We start from the raw sequence: 18,851 nt of genomic DNA, 5'->3' as shown, positions 1-18,851 counted from the left end.
AAGGTGCCCGCCGCCGGCTGAGGCCGGCCCCCGGGGGGGGGGGGGCCCCACCGCCGTTCCCGGCCGACGCGTCAGGGATCCGTCAGGGATGCGCCCATCGCCGCACATCGGCGCGTGAACTGCGGGGACGTCCCCGAGAATGGGCGCATGGGACGCGGCAAGCTACGGATATACCTCGGCGCGGCACCCGGTGTGGGCAAGACGTACGCCATGCTCTCCGAGGGCCACCGTCGGGTGGAGCGCGGCGGCGACTGCGTCGTCGGCTTCGTCGAGCACCACGGCCGGCCGCGCACCGAGGTCATGCTGCACGGACTGGAACAGGTGCCGCGCAGGGAGTTGACCTACCGGGGCGCCGGGTTCACGGAGATGGACGTGGACGCGCTGCTGGCCCGCGGACCCGCCGTGGCACTGGTGGACGAACTCGCGCACACCAACGTGCCGGGCTCCCGCAACGCCAAGCGCTGGCAGGACGTGGAGGAACTGCTCCGCGCGGGCATCGACGTCGTGTCCACCGTGAACATCCAGCACCTGGAGTCCCTCGGGGACGTGGTCGAGTCGATCACCGGCGTCCGCCAGCGGGAGACCGTACCCGACGAGGTGGTCCGGCGGGCCGACCAGATCGAGCTGGTCGACATGTCCCCGCAGGCCCTGCGCCGCCGCATGGCGCACGGCAACATATACACGTCCGACAAGGTCGACGCGGCCCTGTCGAACTACTTCCGCCCCGGCAACCTCACCGCCCTGCGCGAACTCGCGCTGCTGTGGGTGGCCGACCGGGCCGACGAGTACCTCCAGCAGTACCGGGGCGAGCACGACATCCGCTCCACCTGGCAGGCCCGCGAACGGATCGTCGTCGGTCTCACCGGCGGGCCGGAGGGCCGCACCCTGATCCGGCGCGCCTCCCGGATGGCGGCCAAGGGCTCGGGCAGCGAGATCCTGGCCGTCTACATCGCGCGCAGCGACGGGCTGACCGCGGCCTCGCCGAAGGAGCTCGCGGTCCAGCGGACCCTGGTGGAAGACCTCGGAGGAACGTTCCACCACGTCATCGGCGACAACATCCCCGACGCCCTGCTCGCCTTCGCCCGTGGGGTCAACGCCACTCAGATCGTCCTCGGCTCCAGCCGCCGCAAGACCTGGCAGTACGTCTTCGGGCCGGGCGTGGGCGTCACCGTGGCCCGGGAATCCGGGCCCGACCTCGACGTCCACATCGTCACGCACGAGGAGGTCGCCAAGGGGCGCGGACTGCCCGTGGTCCGCACCGCCGCCCGACTCGGGCGACCCCGGATCGTGGCCGGCTGGGTCGTCGGCGTGCTCTGCCCCGCCCTCCTCGCCCTCGTCCTCGCCAACATCGACGGCGACCCCGGCCTCGCCAACGAGATGCTGCTGTTCCTGGCCCTGACCGTGGCCGCCGCGCTGCTGGGCGGACTCGTGCCCGCGCTGGCGTCGGCGGCCTTCGGCTCACTGCTGCTGAACTACTTCTTCGCGCCGCCCGTGCACCGGTTCACGGTCTCCGACCCCAAGAACATCGTCGCCATCTCGGTCTTCTTCGGGGTGGCCGTCGCCGTCGCCTCCGTCGTGGACGTCGCCGCCCGACGGACCCAACAGGCGGCCCGGCTGCGCGCCGAGTCCGAGATCCTCTCCTTCCTCGCGGGCAGCGTCCTGCGCGGCGAGACCACCCTGGACGCGCTGCTGGAAAGGGTGCGCGAGACCTTCGCCATGGAATCGGTGGCCCTGCTGGAGCGGGAGAGCGACGTCGAGCCCTGGTCCCCGGCCGGCAGCGTGGGCCCGCGTCCCGCGGCCCGGCCCGAGGACGCGGACGTGGACATGCCGATCGGGGACCACATGGCGCTGGCCCTGTCGGGGCGCGTACTGCCCGCCGAGGACCGCCGGGTGCTCGGCGCCTTCGCCGCCCAGGCCGCCGTGGTCCTGGACCGGCAGCGCCTGGTCGGACAGGCCGAGGAGGCCCGCCGGATGGCCGAGGGCAACCGCATCCGGACCGCGCTGCTGGCCGCCGTCAGCCACGACCTGCGCACACCCCTGGCCTCCATCAAGGCGTCGGTCAGCTCGCTGCGCTCCGACGACGTCGAATGGTCCGAAGAGGACCGGGCCGAACTCCTCGAAGGCATCGAGGACGGCGCCGACCGGCTCGACCACCTCGTCGGCAACCTGCTCGACATGTCTCGCCTCCAGACCGGCACGGTCACCCCCCTGATCCGCGAGATCGACCTCGACGAGGTGGTCCCGATGGCGCTGGGCGGCGTACCGGAGGACAGCGTGGTGCTGGACATCCCCGAGACCCTGCCGATGGTCGCCGTGGACCCGGGGCTGCTGGAGCGGTCCGTCGCCAACGTGGTGGAGAACGCCGTGAAGTACAGCCCGGCGGGGGAGCGGGTGCTGGTCGCGGCCAGCTTCCTCGGCGACCGGGTCGAGGTACGGGTCGTGGACCGCGGCCCCGGGGTGCCCGACGAGGCGAAGGACCGGATCTTCGCCCCCTTCCAGCGGTACGGGGACTCCCCCCGGGGCGCCGGGGTGGGCCTCGGCCTGGCCGTCGCCCGCGGTTTCGCGGAGGCCATGGACGGCACCCTCGACGTGGAGGACACCCCCGGCGGCGGGCTGACCATGGTGCTCACCCTGCGAGCGGTGCCCGGGGAACGCACTCCCTCGCGTGTCACGGTGGACGGCGAGGAAGGGACCGGCCCTCCCGCGCCCGCCCCGTCCCCCGCATCCCCCTCTCCCCCTCACTCGTTCGATCGACCGGTCGACCCCTCCGTACGACAGAAGGCAGGCCCTCAATGACCCGGGTGCTCGTGGTGGACGACGAACCCCAGATCGTCCGAGCCCTCGTGATCAACCTGAAGGCGCGCAAGTACGAGGTCGACGCCGCCGCCGACGGGGCGAGCGCCCTGGAACTCGCGGCCGCCCGCCACCCCGACGTGGTCGTCCTCGACCTCGGCCTGCCCGACATGGACGGCGTCGAGGTGATCAGGGGCCTGCGCGGATGGACCCGGGTGCCGATCCTGGTCCTGTCCGCCCGGCACAGCTCCGACGAGAAGGTCGAGGCACTGGACGCCGGCGCCGACGACTACGTCACCAAGCCCTTCGGCATGGACGAGCTGCTGGCCCGGCTGCGCGCGGCCGTCCGCCGGGCCGAGCCGGCCGCGGGCGCCGGCGAGGACGAGGTGATCGTCGAGACGGACGGCTTCACCGTGGACCTGGCCGCCAAGAAGGCGGTGCGCGCGGGGCGCGACGTACGCCTCACCCCCACGGAATGGCATCTGCTGGAGGTGCTCGTCCGCAACAGCGGCAAGCTCGTCAGCCAGAAGCAGCTGCTCCAGGAGGTCTGGGGGCCCTCCTACGGCACGGAGACCAACTACCTGCGGGTCTACATGGCGCAACTGCGGCGCAAGCTGGAGGCGGACCCCTCGCACCCCCGGCACTTCATCACCGAACCGGGCATGGGATACCGCTTCGAGAGGTAGCGGGCGCGCCGGTACGCTTCCTGTATGAGTGCTGAACCGCGTCCCGAGAAGCCCGCGAAGCCGGCCAGGCCGGCGGGCTGGTTCCGCCGGATGATAGAGCGGCTTTCCACCTCGCAGGAAGAGCTGCATTCGGCGGAGCTGCAGGAGGACGCAGAAGCCGCCGGCTGCACGCGGATCTGCGACTGCGACGACCGCCAGATAGTCAAGGTGACCGGAACGCTGCGTACCGTGACCCTGCGGCCGCGCGCCGGGGTTCCCGCCCTGGAGGCGGAGCTGTTCGACGGCTCGGCCCCGCTGGACGTGGTGTGGCTCGGACGTCGCTCGATCGTGGGAATCGAGCCGGGACGGCGCATGATCGCCTCCGGCCGTATTTCGATGAGCCATGGGCGTCGGGTCCTCTTCAACCCGAAGTACGAACTCCGACCGCTCGGACAGGAGCAGTAACCGGTGACGTCACTCGACAAACCGACCACGCCGGCGGATCCGCCGGAGCCCGCGGCGGACCAGAAGGCGGTGACGCAGGCGGCGCTCTTCGACGCCTTCGGCGGCATCCGCGGCACCGTGGAGACGATGCTCCCCGGCCTGCTCTTCGTGATGATCTACACGATCAACAAGGACGTGAAGAGCTCCGCCATCGCCGCGGGGGCCGTCGCGGTCCTGCTCGTGATCGTGCGCCTGTTGCGCAAGGACACCGTGAAGCACGCCTTCAGCGGGGTCTTCGGCGTGGGCGTGGGCGTGGCCTTCGCCCTCTTCACGGGCAGCGCGAAGGGCTTCTACCTGCCCGGCATGATCTACGGCGTGGGCCTGGGCTTCGCGTTCACGCTCTCGGCACTGGTCGGCTTCCCGCTGCTCGGCGTGATCCTCGGACCGGTCTTCAAGGAGAACCTGTCCTGGCGGACCCGCAACCCGGGCCGCAAGAAGGCGTACACCAAGGCCAGCCTGGCGTGGGGGCTCATCTTCCTCGCCAAGTACGCGATCCTCTTCCCGCTGTACTGGTGGGGGGACGCGACGCAGCTGGGGTGGGTCCTCATCGCGCTCAAACTCCCGCCGATGGTGCTCGCCGTGTACTTCACGTGGGTGTTCCTCGCGAAGGCGCCGCCGCCGATCGACGTGATCGCGGAGTGGGAGGCCGAGGAGGCCGCCGAGAAGGAGGCCAAGGCGGCCGCCAAGGCCGCCAACGCCTCGACCGAAGGACGCCACCGGGCGCCGTAGCCGCCGGAACGCGCGAACGATGAAACGCGAGGGGCGGGGCAGCCGATCGGCTGCCCCGCCCCTCTCACATTGACGACAGGACCTAGTGGCGGGCCTGGAGGAGGTCCTCCAGCTGCTCCTCGCGGGCCTGGGCGGCCACGAAGAGGAGCTCGTCGCCGGGCTCCAGGGTCTCCTCGCCGTGCGGGGTCAGGACCCGGTTGCCGCGGATGATCGTGACCAGCGAGGTGTCCTCGGGCCAGCTGATCTCGCTGATCTGGGTGCCCGCGACCGAGGAGTCGGGGGGCAGGGTCAGCTCGACCAGGTTGGCGTCACCGTGGCTGAAGCGCAGCAGCCGCACGAGGTCGCCGACGCTGACGGCCTCCTCGACCAGCGCCGACATCAGGCGCGGGGTGGATACCGCGACGTCGACGCCCCAGGACTCGTTGAAGAGCCACTCGTTCTTCGGGTTGTTCACCCGCGCCACGACCCGGGGAACCCCGTACTCGGTCTTGGCCAGGAGCGAGACGACCAGGTTGACCTTGTCGTCACCCGTGGCGGCGATGACCACGTTGCAGCGCTGCAACGCGGCCTCGTCCAGCGAGGTGATCTCGCAGGCGTCGGCCAGCAGCCACTCCGCCTGCGGCACCCGCTCCACGGAGATGGCGGTGGGCGCCTTGTCGACCAGCAGCACCTCGTGGCCGTTCTCCAGCAGCTCACCCGCGATGGAGCGGCCGACCGCGCCGGCTCCGGCGATCGCGACCCTCATGCGTGTGCCTCCTCAGGCCCCTCGGCGAAGGCCGCCTCGACTTTGTCGATCTCGTCCGTACGCATCATCACGTGGACGAGGTCGCCCTCCTGGAGGACGGTCGCCGACGTCGGCAGCGTGGCTTCACCCAGACGGGTGAGGAACGCGACACGTACGCCGGTCTCCTCCTGCAGTTTGCTGACCTTGTGGCCGATCCACGCCTCGGAGGTGTGCACCTCGGCGAGCTGGACACCGCCGCTCGGATCGCGCCACAGCGGTTCCGAGCCCGAGGGCAGCAGCCGGCGGAGCATCTGGTCGGCGGTCCACCGCACGGTCGCGACGGTGGGGATCCCGAGGCGCTGGTAGACCTCGGCGCGCTTGGGGTCGTAGATGCGGGCGGCGACGTTCTCGACGCCGAACATCTCACGGGCCACCCGAGCCGCGATGATGTTGGAATTGTCACCACTGCTGACGGCGGCGAAGGCACCCGCCTCCTCGATGCCGGCCTCCCGCAGGGTGTCCTGGTCGAAGCCGACCCCCGTGACGCGGCGGCCGCCGAACGATGCCCCCAGTCGACGGAATGCGGTGGGGTCCTGGTCGACGACCGCGACCGTGTGCCCCTGCTGTTCCAGGGTCTGCGCGAGGGCGGAGCCCACTCTTCCGCAACCCATGATGACGATGTGCACGGCCGTCCTTCCGGCTGACAGCGGCTCGCTGATTTCCAGCCTCATTGCATGCTCTGGCTAAACAGGGTCTCAGACCATGGCCCAAGCTACACACGGGTGGTCACCAGTGTGACCATTTGGGGTGCGGGGAGCCCCTCATTGGCCGCTCATTGCCTTGTAAAGGGGCCGGGGGTTCGTCAGGCGGATTTCGAACGCTTACGATCCTCTGCGTGTCCAAACTGACCGACGTGCCCAAACGGATCCTGATCGGCCGGGCGCTACGCAGCGACCGCCTCGGAGAAACGCTCCTCCCCAAGCGGATCGCCCTTCCCGTCTTCGCGTCCGACCCGCTCTCGTCCGTGGCCTACGCCCCGGGCGAGGTTCTGCTGGTCCTCTCGATCGCGGGTGTGTCGGCGTACCACTTCAGCCCCTGGATCGCGGTCGCGGTCGTGGTGCTCATGTTCACCGTCGTCGCCTCCTACCGACAGAACGTCCACGCCTACCCGAGCGGCGGCGGCGACTACGAGGTCGCCAACACCAACCTCGGACCCAGAGCCGGCCTCACCGTGGCGAGCGCCCTGCTCGTCGACTACGTCCTCACGGTCGCCGTCTCCATCTCCTCCGGTGTGGAGAACCTGGGATCCGCCGTCGATTTCGTCATCGAGCACAAGGTGCTCTCGGCGATGATCATGATCATCCTTCTCACGCTGATGAATCTGCGCGGAGTCAAGGAATCCGGGAAACTCTTCGCGATCCCGACCTACGTGTTCGTCGGAGCCGTCTTCGTCCTCATCGCCTACGGCGCCTTCAAGGGCCTCGTACTCGGCGAAGACATGAAGGCCCCCACCGCGGATCTGGAGATCAAACCCGAACAGCAGGGGCTCGCCGGATTCGCCCTCGTCTTCCTGCTCCTGCGCGCCTTCTCCTCGGGCTGTGCCGCCCTCACCGGCGTCGAGGCCATCAGCAACGGCGTCCCCGCCTTCCGCAAGCCCAAGAGCAAGAACGCCGCCACCACCCTCGCCCTCATGGGCGGCCTCGCGGTCACCATGTTCTGCGGGATCATCGGCCTGGCCATGGCCACCGACGTGAAGATGGCGGAGAACCCCCCGGTCGACCTGCTGGACAACGGCGTCCCCGTCGGCGCCGACTACGTCCAGCACCCCGTGATCTCCCAGGTGGGCGAAGCCGTCTTCGGCAGCGGCAGCTTCCTCTTCATCATCCTGGCGATCGCCACCGCCCTCGTCCTCTTCCTGGCCGCCAACACCGCCTACAACGGCTTCCCACTGCTCGGCTCGATCCTCGCCCAGGACCGCTACCTGCCGCGCCAGCTGCACACCCGCGGCGACCGGCTCGCCTTCTCCAACGGCATCGTGCTCCTCGCGGGCGCCGCCATGCTGCTCGTGTGGCTGTACGACGCCGACTCGACGAAGCTGATCCAGCTCTACATCGTCGGCGTCTTCGTCTCCTTCACGCTCAGCCAGATCGGCATGGTCCGGCACTGGAACCGCCACCTGCGCTCCGAGCGCGACCAGGCCGCCCGCCGCCGCATGCACCGCTCGCGGGCGATCAACACCTTCGGCGCCTTCTTCACCGGCATGGTGCTCGTCGTCGTCCTCGCCACCAAGTTCACGCACGGCGCCTGGGTCGCCCTGCTGGGCATGGTCATCTTCTACGGAACGATGACCGCGATCCGCAAGCACTACGACCGCGTCTCCGCCGAGATCGCCGCCGCCGAAGGCCCCAGCGACGACAGCGTGCGCCCCTCCCGGGTCCACTCGATCGTCCTGGTATCCAAGGTCCACAAGCCCACGCTGCGGGCCCTGGCCTTCGCGAAGCTGACCCGCTCGGACACCCTGGAAGCGCTCAGCATCAGCGTCGACCCGGCCGAGACCAAGGCACTGAAGGCCGACTGGGAACAGCGCGGGATCAACGTCCCGCTCAAGATCCTCGACTCGCCCTACCGCGAGATCACCCGGCCGGTCGTCGAGTACGTCAAGGGACTGCGCAGCGAGAACCCGCGCGACGCCGTCAGCGTCTACATCCCGGAGTACGTGGTCGGCCGCTGGTACGAACACCTCCTGCACAACCAGAGCGCGTTGCGCCTCAAGGGCCGACTGCTCTTCACCCCCGGCGTCATGGTCACCTCCGTGCCGTACCAGCTGGAGTCCTCGGAGCTCGCCAAGCGGCGGGCGAAGAAGCGCCAGGACTGGAACGCGCCGGGCGCAGTGCGCCGCGGACCGGTGGACACCCCGCGGTCGCGGCCGAAGGACTCGGCGAAGTAGGGAGCCTGGGGCCGGGCCCGGGGGCGCCCGGGGGACTGGGCCCGGCGGGGCCCGGGCACTCGGCCGACCGGGGGGCCCGGGCGGCCGGGTCGGCCCGGGTTCGGGTTGGTGAACGGCCGGACGAGATCCACGTAAACTGGTGGGTCGGTCGTCCGGCCGTTCCCTTTTCAGCTTTTGGAGTCTCCCCACCATGACCGAGCAGATCGAGAAGCAGTCACTGGTCGGGGAGGAGTACGAGGTCGAGGTCGGCCCCGTCGCGCACGGAGGCCACTGCATCGCCCGCACCGCCGAGGGTCGGGTCCTGTTCGTCCGCCACACCCTGCCCGGCGAGAAGGTCGTCGCCAAGGTCACCGAAGGCGACGTGGACTCCCGCTTCCTGCGCGCCGACGCCATCGCCGTCCTGGACCCCTCCAAGGACCGCGTCGAGGCCCCCTGCCCGTACGCCGGCCCCGGCAAGTGCGGCGGCTGCGACTGGCAGCACGCCAAGCCGGGCGCCCAGCGCCGGCTCAAGGGCGAGGTCGTCGCCGAACAGCTCAAGCGCCTCGCCGGCCTCACCCCGGAAGAAGCCGGCTGGGACGGCACGGTCATGCCCGCCGAAGGCGACAAGCTGCCGGCCGGCCAGGTACCGCAGTGGCGCACCCGGGTCCAGTTCGCGATCGACGACGACGGCCGGGTGGGCCTGCGCAAGCACCGCTCGCACGACATCGAGCCGATCGACCACTGCATGATCGCCGCCCCCGGCGTCAGCGAACTCGGCATCGAACAGCAGGACTGGCCCCAGATGGAGTCGGTGGAGGCCATCGCCGCCTCCGGTTCGAGCGACCGCCAGGTCGTCCTCACCCCCCGCCCCGGCGGCCGACTCCCGCTGGTCGAACTCGACAAGCCCGTCTCGGTCCTGCGCGTCGAGGAGAAGGACGGCGGAGTCCACCGCGTCCACGGCCGCCCCTTCGTCCGCGAGCGCGCCGACGGCCGCACCTACCGCGTCGGGATGGGCGGCTTCTGGCAGGTCCACCCCCAGGCCGCCGACACCCTCGTCAAGGCCGTCATGCAGGGCCTGATGCCGCGCAAGGGCGAGATGGCCCTCGACCTCTACTGCGGCGTCGGCATCTTCGCCGGCGCGCTCGCCGAACGCCTCGGCGAGACCGGCGCGGTCCTCGGCGTCGAGTCCACGAAGCGCGCGGTCGAGGACGCCCGCCACAACCTGACCGACTTCCCGCGGGTCCGGATCGAGCAGGGCAAGGTCGAGCAGATCCTCCCGAAGACCGGCATCACCGAGTGCGACCTGGTCGTCCTCGACCCGCCCCGCGCCGGCGCCGGCAAGCAGACGGTCCGCCACATCGCCGGCCTCTCCGCGCGCCGCATCGCGTACGTCGCCTGCGACCCGGCGGCCCTGGCGCGCGACCTGGGCTACTTCAAGGAGAACGGCTACAAGGTCCGCACGCTGCGCGTCTTCGACCTCTTCCCGATGACCCACCACGTTGAGTGCGTGGCGATCCTGGAGCCTGCCGCAAAGGGTCTCTGACCTGCAGGTTAGGGCAGTGTGCGTTATGTGGGCTGTGGGCGTTACGGGCGATATCTTGACGCACGTGACGCACGTGACGCACGTTTGACGCACGCCGTCAGCAATGCCTGACGGGTCATCAGCCGTGGAAGGGTGCCTCTCGCAACAGGTTGTGGGCCTGCTGCGGGTGGCACCCTTTTGGGTTGTGGGCTACCAAGCTGGCCCGTGTCTGGCCCTCCCTCCGACTTTCCCACTCCGGACACGCTCTGTGACAAGAGGGGGCTCGCCTAGCCGGCGCCGTGCGCGCTCCAGCCATGCAGGACGGCTGCAAGTCGGCGGCGCGAGGTTCGGGAAGGTCCGGCAGGCAGAGCGCCCCGTTTGAGCGGGTTCAGCCGTTACACGTGGCCGTCGGCCCAAGGCATCCATGTCCGACTCCGTCCCCTTCCGGTCCAGTCGGCAGGGACGGGCACGGGTCATGAGCTTGTGATCACGTGCGGGCAGGTCAGCGCTGCAGGGTGAGGACACCCGGCCGGTACGGCAGCCGGTCGTAGGGGCCGCCCACGTTGGGGGACTTGCCTTGGTAGAGGAACTGCAGGTTGCAGGGGTCGATGGTCATGGTCTGGTCGGGGTTGTCGCGGACCAGATCACCGTGGCTGATGTCGTTGGTCCAACTGGCACCGCTGTTGGCCTTGCCGGCGAAGGGGTTGCTCTCGGTGGCGGCCTGCGGGGTCCACGAACCGCTCAGGCTGGAGGCCGTGAACGAGCGGAAGTAGCGCTGCTCATTCGCACCCCGAGCCTCAATGATCATGAGGTACTGGTTCTGGCCCTGGACCTTGTAGACCTGCGGCGCCTCGAACAGGTTCTTCGCCGTGTCGCTCATGACCGTCGTGTACGACGAGCCGAAGCTGCCCGGGAAGTTCCCGATCGGCATGCTCGCCCGGTAGATCTTGCCGTTGTCACCGGCGAAGAACAGGTACATGTTCTGGTCGTCGGCGATCAGGGTCTGGTCGATCGGGCCGGTGGGGGAGTTGTCGGTGCTGGGGAGGCTGCCGGTGAACAGCGGCTGCGGCGCGGACCAGCCGTTGGGGTTGGTGGGGTCGCTCGACAAGCGGTAGCTGAAGCGCGACGCACCCCACTGGTACGCCAGCACCCAGATCTTCTTCGGCGCGAAGTAGAACAGCGTGGGCGCCACCGCGTTCTGGTTCATCTTGGTCTGGCCGGCCGACGCCATGTCCGACCAGTTCGTGAAGGGACTCAACATCATCGAGCCCCAATCCGACCCCGTGTAGTTCGTCCCGTAGACCAGGTGCTTGCCGTTGTACGTCACGGTGGTGAAGTCCTTCAGCGCGGCCCACCCGTTCGCCGGCTGCGCCAGCGCACCCGTCGACGTCCACCGGTAGGCCGACGGAAGAGAACACGTGCCGCTCGGCGGTGCGGACAGGCCGGTCCACTTCTGGTTGCTGCCGCCGTTGCACGTCGAGATCTCCACCGCCGTGCCGTTGGCCGTACCGGAGCCCGTAGCGGCCAGGCATAGCCCGGACTCCACGCCGACGATGGTGCCGTCGGAGTTCACCCGCCACTGCTGGTTCGTACCGCCGTTGCAGCTCCAGATCACCACCCGGGTACCGGCCGCGGTGGCGTGGCCCGGAACATCCAGGCACTTGTTGCCGTACACGGTGAGCTGGTTGTTGTCCGTCAGCGTCCACTGCTGGTTGGTCCCGCCCCAGCAGTCCCAGAGCTGCAGGTTCGTGCCATCGGTCTGGCTGGCGCCCGGCACATCCAGGCACCGGCCGGAACCGACACCGCGCAAGAGGCCGCTGGTGGCCGCCTGAGCCGGGTTGGCGACGAGCGTCGCCGCCGAAGCGACCAGGGCCGCGAGCACCACAGACAGATGTCTGCGGCTGAAACCCAGTCTGCGCATGGGAGCCTCATTCCTTGAGTAAGCGTTTCCCGTCGGCCCCGTCAGAGGCTGTCCGGACTGTCGATGCGCGGCGCCCCGACCCTCTGGTGTTCGTGATATCGAACGAGGGCCGAAGCGTCGGGCACACGGGAGGATGGAGAGCGACCAGGATCTGTCTACATCCGCAGCGGACCTCAGTTCCTCAAGATGCGCCACCGGTTGTCGGCGGTGCCGTCGTCCGAGTCCTGGACCGCAAACGCACCGACAGCGGTGGAGTCGTTCGCGATGGCGAGCAACTTGTCGCTGTGCACGTTACGGATCTTGTAGGTCCCGTCCCCCTGGTCGAGCAGCGTCCATCTGTGGTCGGCGGTCCCGTTGTCCGACCACTGCAGAGCGCGGCCACCGTCGGCCGTGGACATGTTCAGGATGCCCAGGGGGAGACCGCTGCCCACGTTGACGAGACGGACGCTGCCGCCGCCGTTCCAGTAGACGGTGTAGTTGTGGCCGTGCGCGTCGTGGAACGGGCCCAGGTTGACGGTGGAGCCGTTGGCGGTGGCGGTGAAGGCGAGCGTCCAGATCGCTTCCGGCGCCCAGGCGTTGCGCCCGTCGGGGATTGCGCCGGCGACGTTGAGCAGCCACGGCTGCGACCAGGTGACCAGGTCCGTCGACTCCCACACCACCAGGTCGCGGCTGCCGTTGTTCACGGCAACCTCCCAGTTCTGCCCGCAGCTGATGCACAGGTCGGTGGCAATGATCCAGTACTTGTCACCGCCGGGGGATCTCACCAGTGCGGGGTCACGTACCCCCGTCGTGCCGATCGTGGAGCGCAGGATCGGTGCTCCGCCGTTGAGGTCGTTCCAGTGGAGGCCGTCCGTGCTGTGTCCGAGGTACATCGGGTGGCCGCCCCTTCCCCGGTGAAGTGCAACATCAGGTAGCCCGGGTCGGCGGCGGCCGCCCGGTCCGGTGTGATCAAGGCTTGGGATGTGAAGAGCAGGCAGGCGGCGAGCAGTATCGCCGACAGCCGGGCGCGAAGCGCGGACATGTACATCTCCCGTCGTTCTGCAAAGGCCGCCACCGGGCGAAAAGCGCCCAGATCGGGATGCGGGGCCTGCTCTTCGGCTTCGTCATGACCACGTGCTACGACCGCAAGGGGCACAAGGGCCCGCACCCCGCAGCTGGCCTGATCCTGCCAGCCGGCGCGGTTCACTTCCCGACGGTGTTCATCGGGACGGTTTGCAGGTGGTCTGCCTTGAGCAGGGAGAGCGGAGAGCTACGTCGCAACATACTGTTAACGCTCACAATCTAGGGTCAAGCCCCCGTCGTCGACCGCGTCTCCGCTTGCCCCGCGCTATATCCAAAGGTGATCTCTGGGACCTTGACGCGGTTTCTGTGAGCGTTAACACTCATGTAACGCCAGCCCAGAGCGGCACCCACCGGGGCCTCCAGCGGGGTTCACTCACCCCGCCGCCCGGTCGGCCGTACCGACCTCGAAACGAACCCGGCCCCCTCCACCCCGGGCCGGTGCTCGACCCCGCTCGACCCGATCCGAGGCCCCTGTCGAGGTCGCGGCGATCGCGGCATACCACTGGAGGAATAGTGCGCAAGGTTTCGATGGGCCTCGCTGCTGCGGGCCTCACCTTGGCTCTGACGGCCTGCGGCCAGAGCGCCAACGGTGTGGGCGACGGAGCGGGCGGCGGTGACACCAAGGGCGGTCTCGTCGGTATCGCGATGCCCACCAAGTCGTCGGAGCGCTGGATCAACGACGGCGACAACATGGTCAAGCAGTTCCAGGCCAAGGGCTACAAGACCGACCTGCAGTACGGCGACAACGTCGTCGAGAACCAGGTCTCGCAGATCGAGAACATGATCACGAAGGGCGCCAAGCTGCTGGTGGTCGCCGCCATCGACGGCTCCTCGCTCACGAACGTCCTCCACAAGGCCGCCGACGCGAAGATCCCCGTGATCTCGTACGACCGCTTGATCCGCGGCACCGGAGACGTCGACTACTACGCGACCTTCGACAACTTCAAGGTCGGTGTCCTGCAGGGCAGTTACATCGTCGACAAGCTGGGCCTCGCGAGCGGCAAGGGCCCGTTCAACATCGAGCTGTTCGCCGGCTCGCCGGACGACAACAACGCCACCTTCTTCTTCCAGGGCGCCATGAGCGTGCTCCAGCCGTACATCGACCAGAAGAAACTGGTCGTCCAGAGCGGTCAGACCAGCCTCAGCCAGGTCGGCACGCTGCGCTGGGACGGCGGTGTCGCACAGTCCCGGATGGACAACCTGCTGAGCAAGTCGTACACATCGGCCGGCGTCGACGCGGTGCTCTCCCCCTACGACGGCATCTCCATCGGCATCCTGTCCTCCCTCAAGGGCGTCGGCTACGGCAGCTCGGGCAAGGCCCTGCCGATCGTCACCGGCCAGGACGCCGAGCTGGCCTCGGTGAAGTCCGTCATCGCGGGCGAGCAGACCCAGACCGTCTACAAGGACACCCGCGAGCTGGCCAAGGTCGCGGTCCAGATGGGCGACGCCCTGCTCACCGGCGGCCGGCCCGAGGTCAACGACACCAAGCAGTACGACAACGGGGCCAAGATCGTCCCGGCGTACCTGCTGCAGCCGGTCAGCGTCGACAAGGAGAACTACCAGAAGGTGCTGGTCGACGGCGGGCATTACACCGCCGACCAGCTCAAGTAGCCACGGGCCTCAACGCAGGGCCGCACCAGAGCCGGGCGCGTACGGGCGGGGCAGTCGACCTGACAGGCCCCCGCCCGTACCGCCCCTGTCGAACGGATGCACCACCATGGCCGGACCCGTCCTCGAGATGCGTTCGATCAGCAAGTCCTTCCCCGGTGTCCAAGCGCTCTCCGACGTCACCCTGAGCGTCGCCCCCGGCGAGGTCCACGCCGTCTGCGGTGAGAACGGCGCCGGGAAGTCCACCCTGATGAAGGTGCTCAGCGGGGTCCACCCGCACGGCTCCTACGAGGGCGAGATCCTTTTCCAGGGCGAGTCCTGCGCCTTCAAGGACATCCGGGCCAGCGAACAGCGCGGCATCGTGATCATCCACCAGGAACTCGCCCTGGTGCCGTACCTCTCCATCGCGGAGAACATCTTCCTCGGCAACGAGCACGCCACCCGGGGCATCATCAGCTGGAGCACAACGCTCACCCACGCCAAGTCGCTACTGCGGCGGGTCGGACTGGACGAGAGCCCGCACACCCGGATCGCCGACATCGGCGTGGGCAAGCAGCAGCTGATCGAGATCGCCAAGGCGCTCGCCAAGGAGGTCAAGCTGCTGATCCTGGACGAGCCCACGGCCGCCCTGAACGGCGAGGACAGCCGCAAACTGCTCGACCTCATCCTGGAGCTCAAGGCCCAGGGCATCTCCTGCATCCTCATCTCGCACAAGCTGGGCGAGATCGCCCAGGTCGCCGACTCCGTCACGATCCTGCGCGACGGCCGGACCATCGAGACCATCGCGGTCGGCGCCGAGGGCGTCTCCGAGGACCGGATCATTCGGGGCATGGTCGGCCGCGATCTGGAGCACCGCTACCCCGAGCGCACCCCCGAGCTGGGCGAGGTCGCCTTCGCCGTCGAGGACTGGACCGTCCACCACCCGATCGACCATCAGCGCAAGGTCGTCGACGGCGTGTCGCTCGAAGTGCGGCGCGGCGAGATCGTCGGTATCGCCGGTCTGATGGGCGCGGGCCGCACCGAGCTCGCGATGAGCGTCTTCGGCCGCTCGTACGGGCGCCACACGGGGGGCCGGGTGCTGCTGGACGGCAAGGAGATCCGCACCCGCACCGTCCCGGAGGCGATCGGCCACGGCATCGCGTACGCCACCGAGGACCGCAAGCACCTCGGGCTGAACCTGATGGACGGCATCAGCCGCAACATCTCGCTGAGCGCGCTCGGCAAGGTCGCTCGGCGCGGCTGGGTGAACGAGCACGAGGAGACCCGGGTCGCGGAGTCCTTTCGCAAGACCATGAACATCAAGGCCCCTTCGGTGTTCGCGGAGACCGGGAAGCTCAGCGGCGGCAACCAGCAGAAGGTCGTCCTCAGCAAGTGGATCTTCTCCGGGCCGGACGTACTGATCCTCGACGAACCCACCCGGGGCATCGACATCGGCGCCAAGGCCGAGATCTACACGGTGATCGCCGAACTCGCCGCCCAGGGCAAGGCGGTGCTGATCATCTCCTCCGAACTCCCCGAGCTGCTCGGCATGTGCGACCGCATCTACGCGATGGCCGAGGGCCGGCTCACCGGTGAGGTGGACCGCGCGGACGCGACCCAGGAATCACTCATGCGCCTCATGACCGTGAGCGCTGCGACCGAGAACGAGCAGGTGTAAGGCATGGCCCAGGCAGAGACCACGGACACCCCGGGCACCACGGCCCTCAAGACGGCCCTGCCCGTCCAGCCCGGCGGCGGTGGCGGCATCGGCCCCCTGCTGGTGCGGGCGCTGCGCGGCAACATACGCCAGTACGGCATGCTGGTCGCGCTGGCGCTCATCGTCGTGGTGTTCCAGATCTGGACTGACGGCATCCTGCTCCAGCCCCTCAACGTCACCAATCTGATCCAGCAGAACAGCTACATCCTGATCCTGGCCATCGGCATGATGATCGTGATCATCGCCGGCCACATCGACCTCTCGGTCGGTTCGCTGGCCGCCTTCGTCGGCGCCGCCGCGGCCGTCATGATGGTCAAGCACGACGTGCCGTGGCCGCTCGCACTGGCCGCCGCCCTGCTGATCGGCGCGGCCGCCGGTGCCTGGCAGGGCTTCTGGATCGCGTATGTCGGCATCCCGTCCTTCATCGTCACGCTGGCCGGCATGCTTTTGTTCCGCGGCGGGACGCAGATCCTGCTGCAGGGCCAGTCGGTGGCTCCCTTCCCCAAGGGCTTCCAGAAGATCAGCAGCGGCTTCCTGCCGGAGGTCGGCCCGCAGACCGACTACCACAACCTCACGCTGCTGCTGGGGCTCGTCGTGCTCGCGGTGGCGGTCCTCCAGGAGGTCCGGGGCCGACGGCAGGCCGCCCGCTACGGCCTCGACCTGCTCCCGCTCGGTTTCTTCCTGGCCAAGCTGGGCGCCATCGGCGCCGCGGTACTGGTGTTCACGCTGCTGCTGGCGAGCTACCACGGCTTCCCGATCGTGCTGCTGATCCTCGGCGTGCTGCTGGTCGCCTTCGGCTACCTGATGCGCAACTCCATCCTGGGCCGCCACACCTACGCGATCGGCGGCAACGAGGCCGCGGCGAGGCTGTCGGGCGTCAAGAGCAAGCGCGTCGTCTTCCTCGCCTTCGTCAACATGGGTGTGCTGGCCGCCCTGGCCGGCATGGTCTTCGCGGCGCGTCTCAACGCGGGTACGCCGCAGGCCGGTATCAACTTCGAACTGGAGGCGATCGCCGCCGCGTTCATCGGTGGCGCCTCGGCCTCCGGCGGCGTGGGCACGGTGCTCGGCGCCCTCATCGGCGGCCTGGTGCTCGGCGTGCTCAACAACGGTATGTCGCTGGTCGGTGTCGGCACCGACTACCAGCAGGTCATCAAGGGCCTCGTGCTGCTGGCCGCGGTCGGTTTCGACGTCTACAACAAGCGCAAGGCCGGCTCCTGACCCGACTCCATCCGTACGGGTCCGGCCGCACCCGTGGGGGGCGGCCGGACCGGTTCTCGACTCTGGTAGAAGGTGGCGTCGCCCTTGGCCAGGGTGGTGGCGACCGGCTGGACGTAGAGCAGGAAGTCTGCCGCAGCTACTGTCCCGGCATGCTGTACGACTCGTGGGGGACGAGGACGTCGTTCTTGCCGTCTTCGGACGTGGTGAACTGGTTGTGACCCGGGCCGTACTGGCTGGTTGCCGTGTTGCTGGTGAAGGCCGGCGTCCGGCTCTTCCTCCGGGAAGCCGGGTTCCCTCCTGGGCGGCGTGGCCGCGCGCGGCCGGGCGCAGCCGGGTCAGCCGGGGTCCACCGAGAACCGGTAGACGGTGGTCGAGCGGTACTCCTCCCCAGGGCGCAGGACGGTGGAGGGGTAGCGTGGGCGGTGCGGGGAGTCGGGGAAGTGCTGGGTTTCCAGCGCGATCCCGGCGAAGGCCCGGTACGGTGCGCCGCCCGGGCCTGTCAGTGAGCCGTCGAAGAGGTTCCCGGTGTAGATCTGCAGGCCGGGCTCGGTGGTCAGGCACTCCATCCGTCTGCCGCTGGCGGGGTGCGCCAGTACCGCCACCTGCCGCGGGTCCTGGCCCTCGTGCGGACGGAGCACCCAGTTGTGGTCGTAGCCTCCGCCGGCCAGGGTCAGCTGCGGGTGGTCGGCCGTGATCCGCTCGCCGACCGGGCGCGGCTCGGTGAGGTCGAACGGGGTTCCCTCGACCGGGAAGTGCGGGCCGTACGGGATCAACTCCCCGTCCACGGGCGTGTACTGGGCCGCGTCGACCTGGAGCACGTGGTCGAGGATGGTGCCACTGCCCTCGCCGGCCAGGTTGAAGTAGGCGTGGTTGGTCAGGTTGACCACTGTGGGCGCGTCGGTGGCGGCCTCGTACGCGAGTGTGAGCGAACCCGCACGGTTCAGCAGACAGGTCACCTGGACGGTGAGCGCGCCGGGGAAGCCCTGGTCGCCGTCTGGGCTGTGCAGCGTGAAGCGGACGCCGACGCGGCTCGGCTCGCGCACCTCTGTGGCGTCCCAGATGCGCGCGTCGAAGCCTTCGGGGCCGCCGTGCAGGGTGTGGCTGTTTCCCTGGGTCCGCAGCCGGTGGACGGTGCCCTCGACGGGCAGTTCGCCGCCTGCGATCCGGTTCGCGTAGCGGCCGACCGTTGCCCCGAAGTACTTCGCCTCGCCGAGCATGTCCGCCACGCTCGCGCCGCCCAGCACGATGTTGGCGCGGTGCCCGTCCCGGTCCGGTGCGTACAGCGCCTGGAGCCGGGCGCCGAGGCTGAGCACCTCCGCCATGACGGCGCCCTCGGAGCCGAAGGCCCAGCGGTCGACGACCCGCCCGTCCGGGAGGGTCGCGTACGGCTCGCGGCGGATCGTCAGGGAACGGTCGTCGAGGCGGGTGGGCGCGTCGGGCATGGCTGTTCGTCACTCCGATTCGGGGGACCGGGACGGGTTCG

13 protein-coding genes and 2 pseudogenes are annotated in these 18,851 nt (G+C 69.2%); 9 read left to right on the top strand and 6 right to left on the bottom strand.

Features of this window, described 5'->3' with window-relative positions; translation table 11 throughout:
- Positions 1-147: 147 nt before the first annotated feature.
- From OTB19_RS24930 to OTB19_RS24915, 4 genes are read left to right on the top strand one after another with little or no spacing between them, the layout of a single operon-like run.
- Positions 148-2,796, top strand: coding sequence for a sensor histidine kinase (locus OTB19_RS24930; RefSeq protein WP_267800631.1), 2,649 nt, complete (start codon positions 148-150; stop codon positions 2,794-2,796).
- Positions 2,793-3,479 (top strand): response regulator, encoded by a 687-nt coding sequence (locus tag OTB19_RS24925; RefSeq protein WP_267800629.1) that lies wholly within the window; start codon positions 2,793-2,795, stop codon positions 3,477-3,479. The genes OTB19_RS24930 and OTB19_RS24925 overlap by 4 nt, the downstream gene beginning before the upstream one ends.
- Before the next feature lie 24 nt (positions 3,480-3,503).
- A complete protein-coding gene (locus OTB19_RS24920; protein WP_267800628.1) occupies positions 3,504-3,923 on the top strand; it encodes an OB-fold nucleic acid binding domain-containing protein in 420 nt (139 codons plus the stop codon).
- Positions 3,924-3,926: 3 nt separating this feature from the next.
- Positions 3,927-4,691 (top strand): DUF3159 domain-containing protein, encoded by a 765-nt coding sequence (locus tag OTB19_RS24915; protein WP_267800627.1) that lies wholly within the window; start codon positions 3,927-3,929, stop codon positions 4,689-4,691.
- 82 nt (positions 4,692-4,773) lie between these two features.
- On the opposite strand, the gene OTB19_RS24910 is transcribed toward OTB19_RS24915, so the two are convergent.
- Both OTB19_RS24910 and OTB19_RS24905 read right to left on the bottom strand, forming a co-directional pair.
- Entirely contained in the window at positions 4,774-5,436 is a 663-nt protein-coding gene (locus OTB19_RS24910; RefSeq protein WP_190186165.1) for a potassium channel family protein, read from the bottom strand.
- Complete coding sequence (locus OTB19_RS24905) at positions 5,433-6,101, bottom strand: potassium channel family protein (RefSeq protein WP_267800626.1); 669 nt, start codon at positions 6,099-6,101, stop codon at positions 5,433-5,435. The genes OTB19_RS24910 and OTB19_RS24905 overlap by 4 nt, the downstream gene beginning before the upstream one ends.
- 209 nt (positions 6,102-6,310) lie before the next feature.
- Here OTB19_RS24905 and OTB19_RS24900 point away from each other — a divergent pair, with 209 nt between their 5' ends.
- Both OTB19_RS24900 and OTB19_RS24895 read left to right on the top strand, forming a co-directional pair.
- Positions 6,311-8,362: an APC family permease gene (locus tag OTB19_RS24900; RefSeq protein WP_267800625.1), complete on the top strand. Its 2,052-nt coding sequence runs from the start codon at positions 6,311-6,313 to the stop codon at positions 8,360-8,362.
- A 190-nt stretch (positions 8,363-8,552) separates the two neighbouring features.
- Entirely contained in the window at positions 8,553-9,884 is a 1,332-nt protein-coding gene (locus OTB19_RS24895; RefSeq protein ID WP_267800624.1) for a class I SAM-dependent RNA methyltransferase, read from the top strand.
- A gap of 481 nt (positions 9,885-10,365) precedes the next feature.
- On the opposite strand, the gene OTB19_RS24890 is transcribed toward OTB19_RS24895, so the two are convergent.
- The 3 genes and pseudogenes from OTB19_RS24890 to OTB19_RS24880 all read right to left on the bottom strand — a co-directional run.
- Positions 10,366-11,784, bottom strand: coding sequence for a non-reducing end alpha-L-arabinofuranosidase family hydrolase (locus tag OTB19_RS24890; RefSeq protein ID WP_267800622.1), 1,419 nt, complete (start codon positions 11,782-11,784; stop codon positions 10,366-10,368).
- Positions 11,785-11,957: 173 nt separating this feature from the next.
- Positions 11,958-12,335, bottom strand: a pseudogene (locus OTB19_RS24885) (RICIN domain-containing protein); the annotation flags it as partial.
- Positions 12,336-12,805, bottom strand: a pseudogene (locus tag OTB19_RS24880) (1,4-beta-xylanase); the annotation flags it as partial.
- A gap of 569 nt (positions 12,806-13,374) precedes the next feature.
- Here OTB19_RS24880 and chvE point away from each other — a divergent pair.
- The 3 genes from chvE to mmsB all read left to right on the top strand — a co-directional run bounded on the left by chvE (position 13,375) and on the right by mmsB (position 17,368).
- Positions 13,375-14,457 (top strand): multiple monosaccharide ABC transporter substrate-binding protein, encoded by a 1,083-nt coding sequence (gene chvE, locus OTB19_RS24875; RefSeq protein WP_267800621.1) that lies wholly within the window; start codon positions 13,375-13,377, stop codon positions 14,455-14,457.
- 106 nt (positions 14,458-14,563) lie between these two features.
- A complete protein-coding gene (gene mmsA / locus OTB19_RS24870) occupies positions 14,564-16,111 on the top strand; it encodes a multiple monosaccharide ABC transporter ATP-binding protein (RefSeq protein ID WP_267800619.1) in 1,548 nt (515 codons plus the stop codon).
- 3 nt (positions 16,112-16,114) lie between these two features.
- The gene (mmsB, locus tag OTB19_RS24865) at positions 16,115-17,368 is read left to right on the top strand and encodes a multiple monosaccharide ABC transporter permease (RefSeq protein WP_267800617.1); all 1,254 of its coding nucleotides are present in this window, start codon (positions 16,115-16,117) and stop codon (positions 17,366-17,368) included.
- Between the two features lie 335 nt (positions 17,369-17,703).
- On the opposite strand, the gene OTB19_RS24860 is transcribed toward mmsB, so the two are convergent.
- Positions 17,704-18,810: an aldose epimerase family protein gene (locus tag OTB19_RS24860; RefSeq protein ID WP_267800615.1), complete on the bottom strand. Its 1,107-nt coding sequence runs from the start codon at positions 18,808-18,810 to the stop codon at positions 17,704-17,706.
- Positions 18,811-18,851 lie beyond the last annotated feature (41 nt).

This window comes from Streptomyces sp. H27-H5 (assembly GCF_026627505.1).
Lineage (GTDB): Bacteria > Actinomycetota > Actinomycetes > Streptomycetales > Streptomycetaceae > Streptomyces.
The sequence above is the reverse complement of the archived record's forward strand: the minus strand, read 5'-3'. Positions and strand labels throughout refer to the sequence as shown.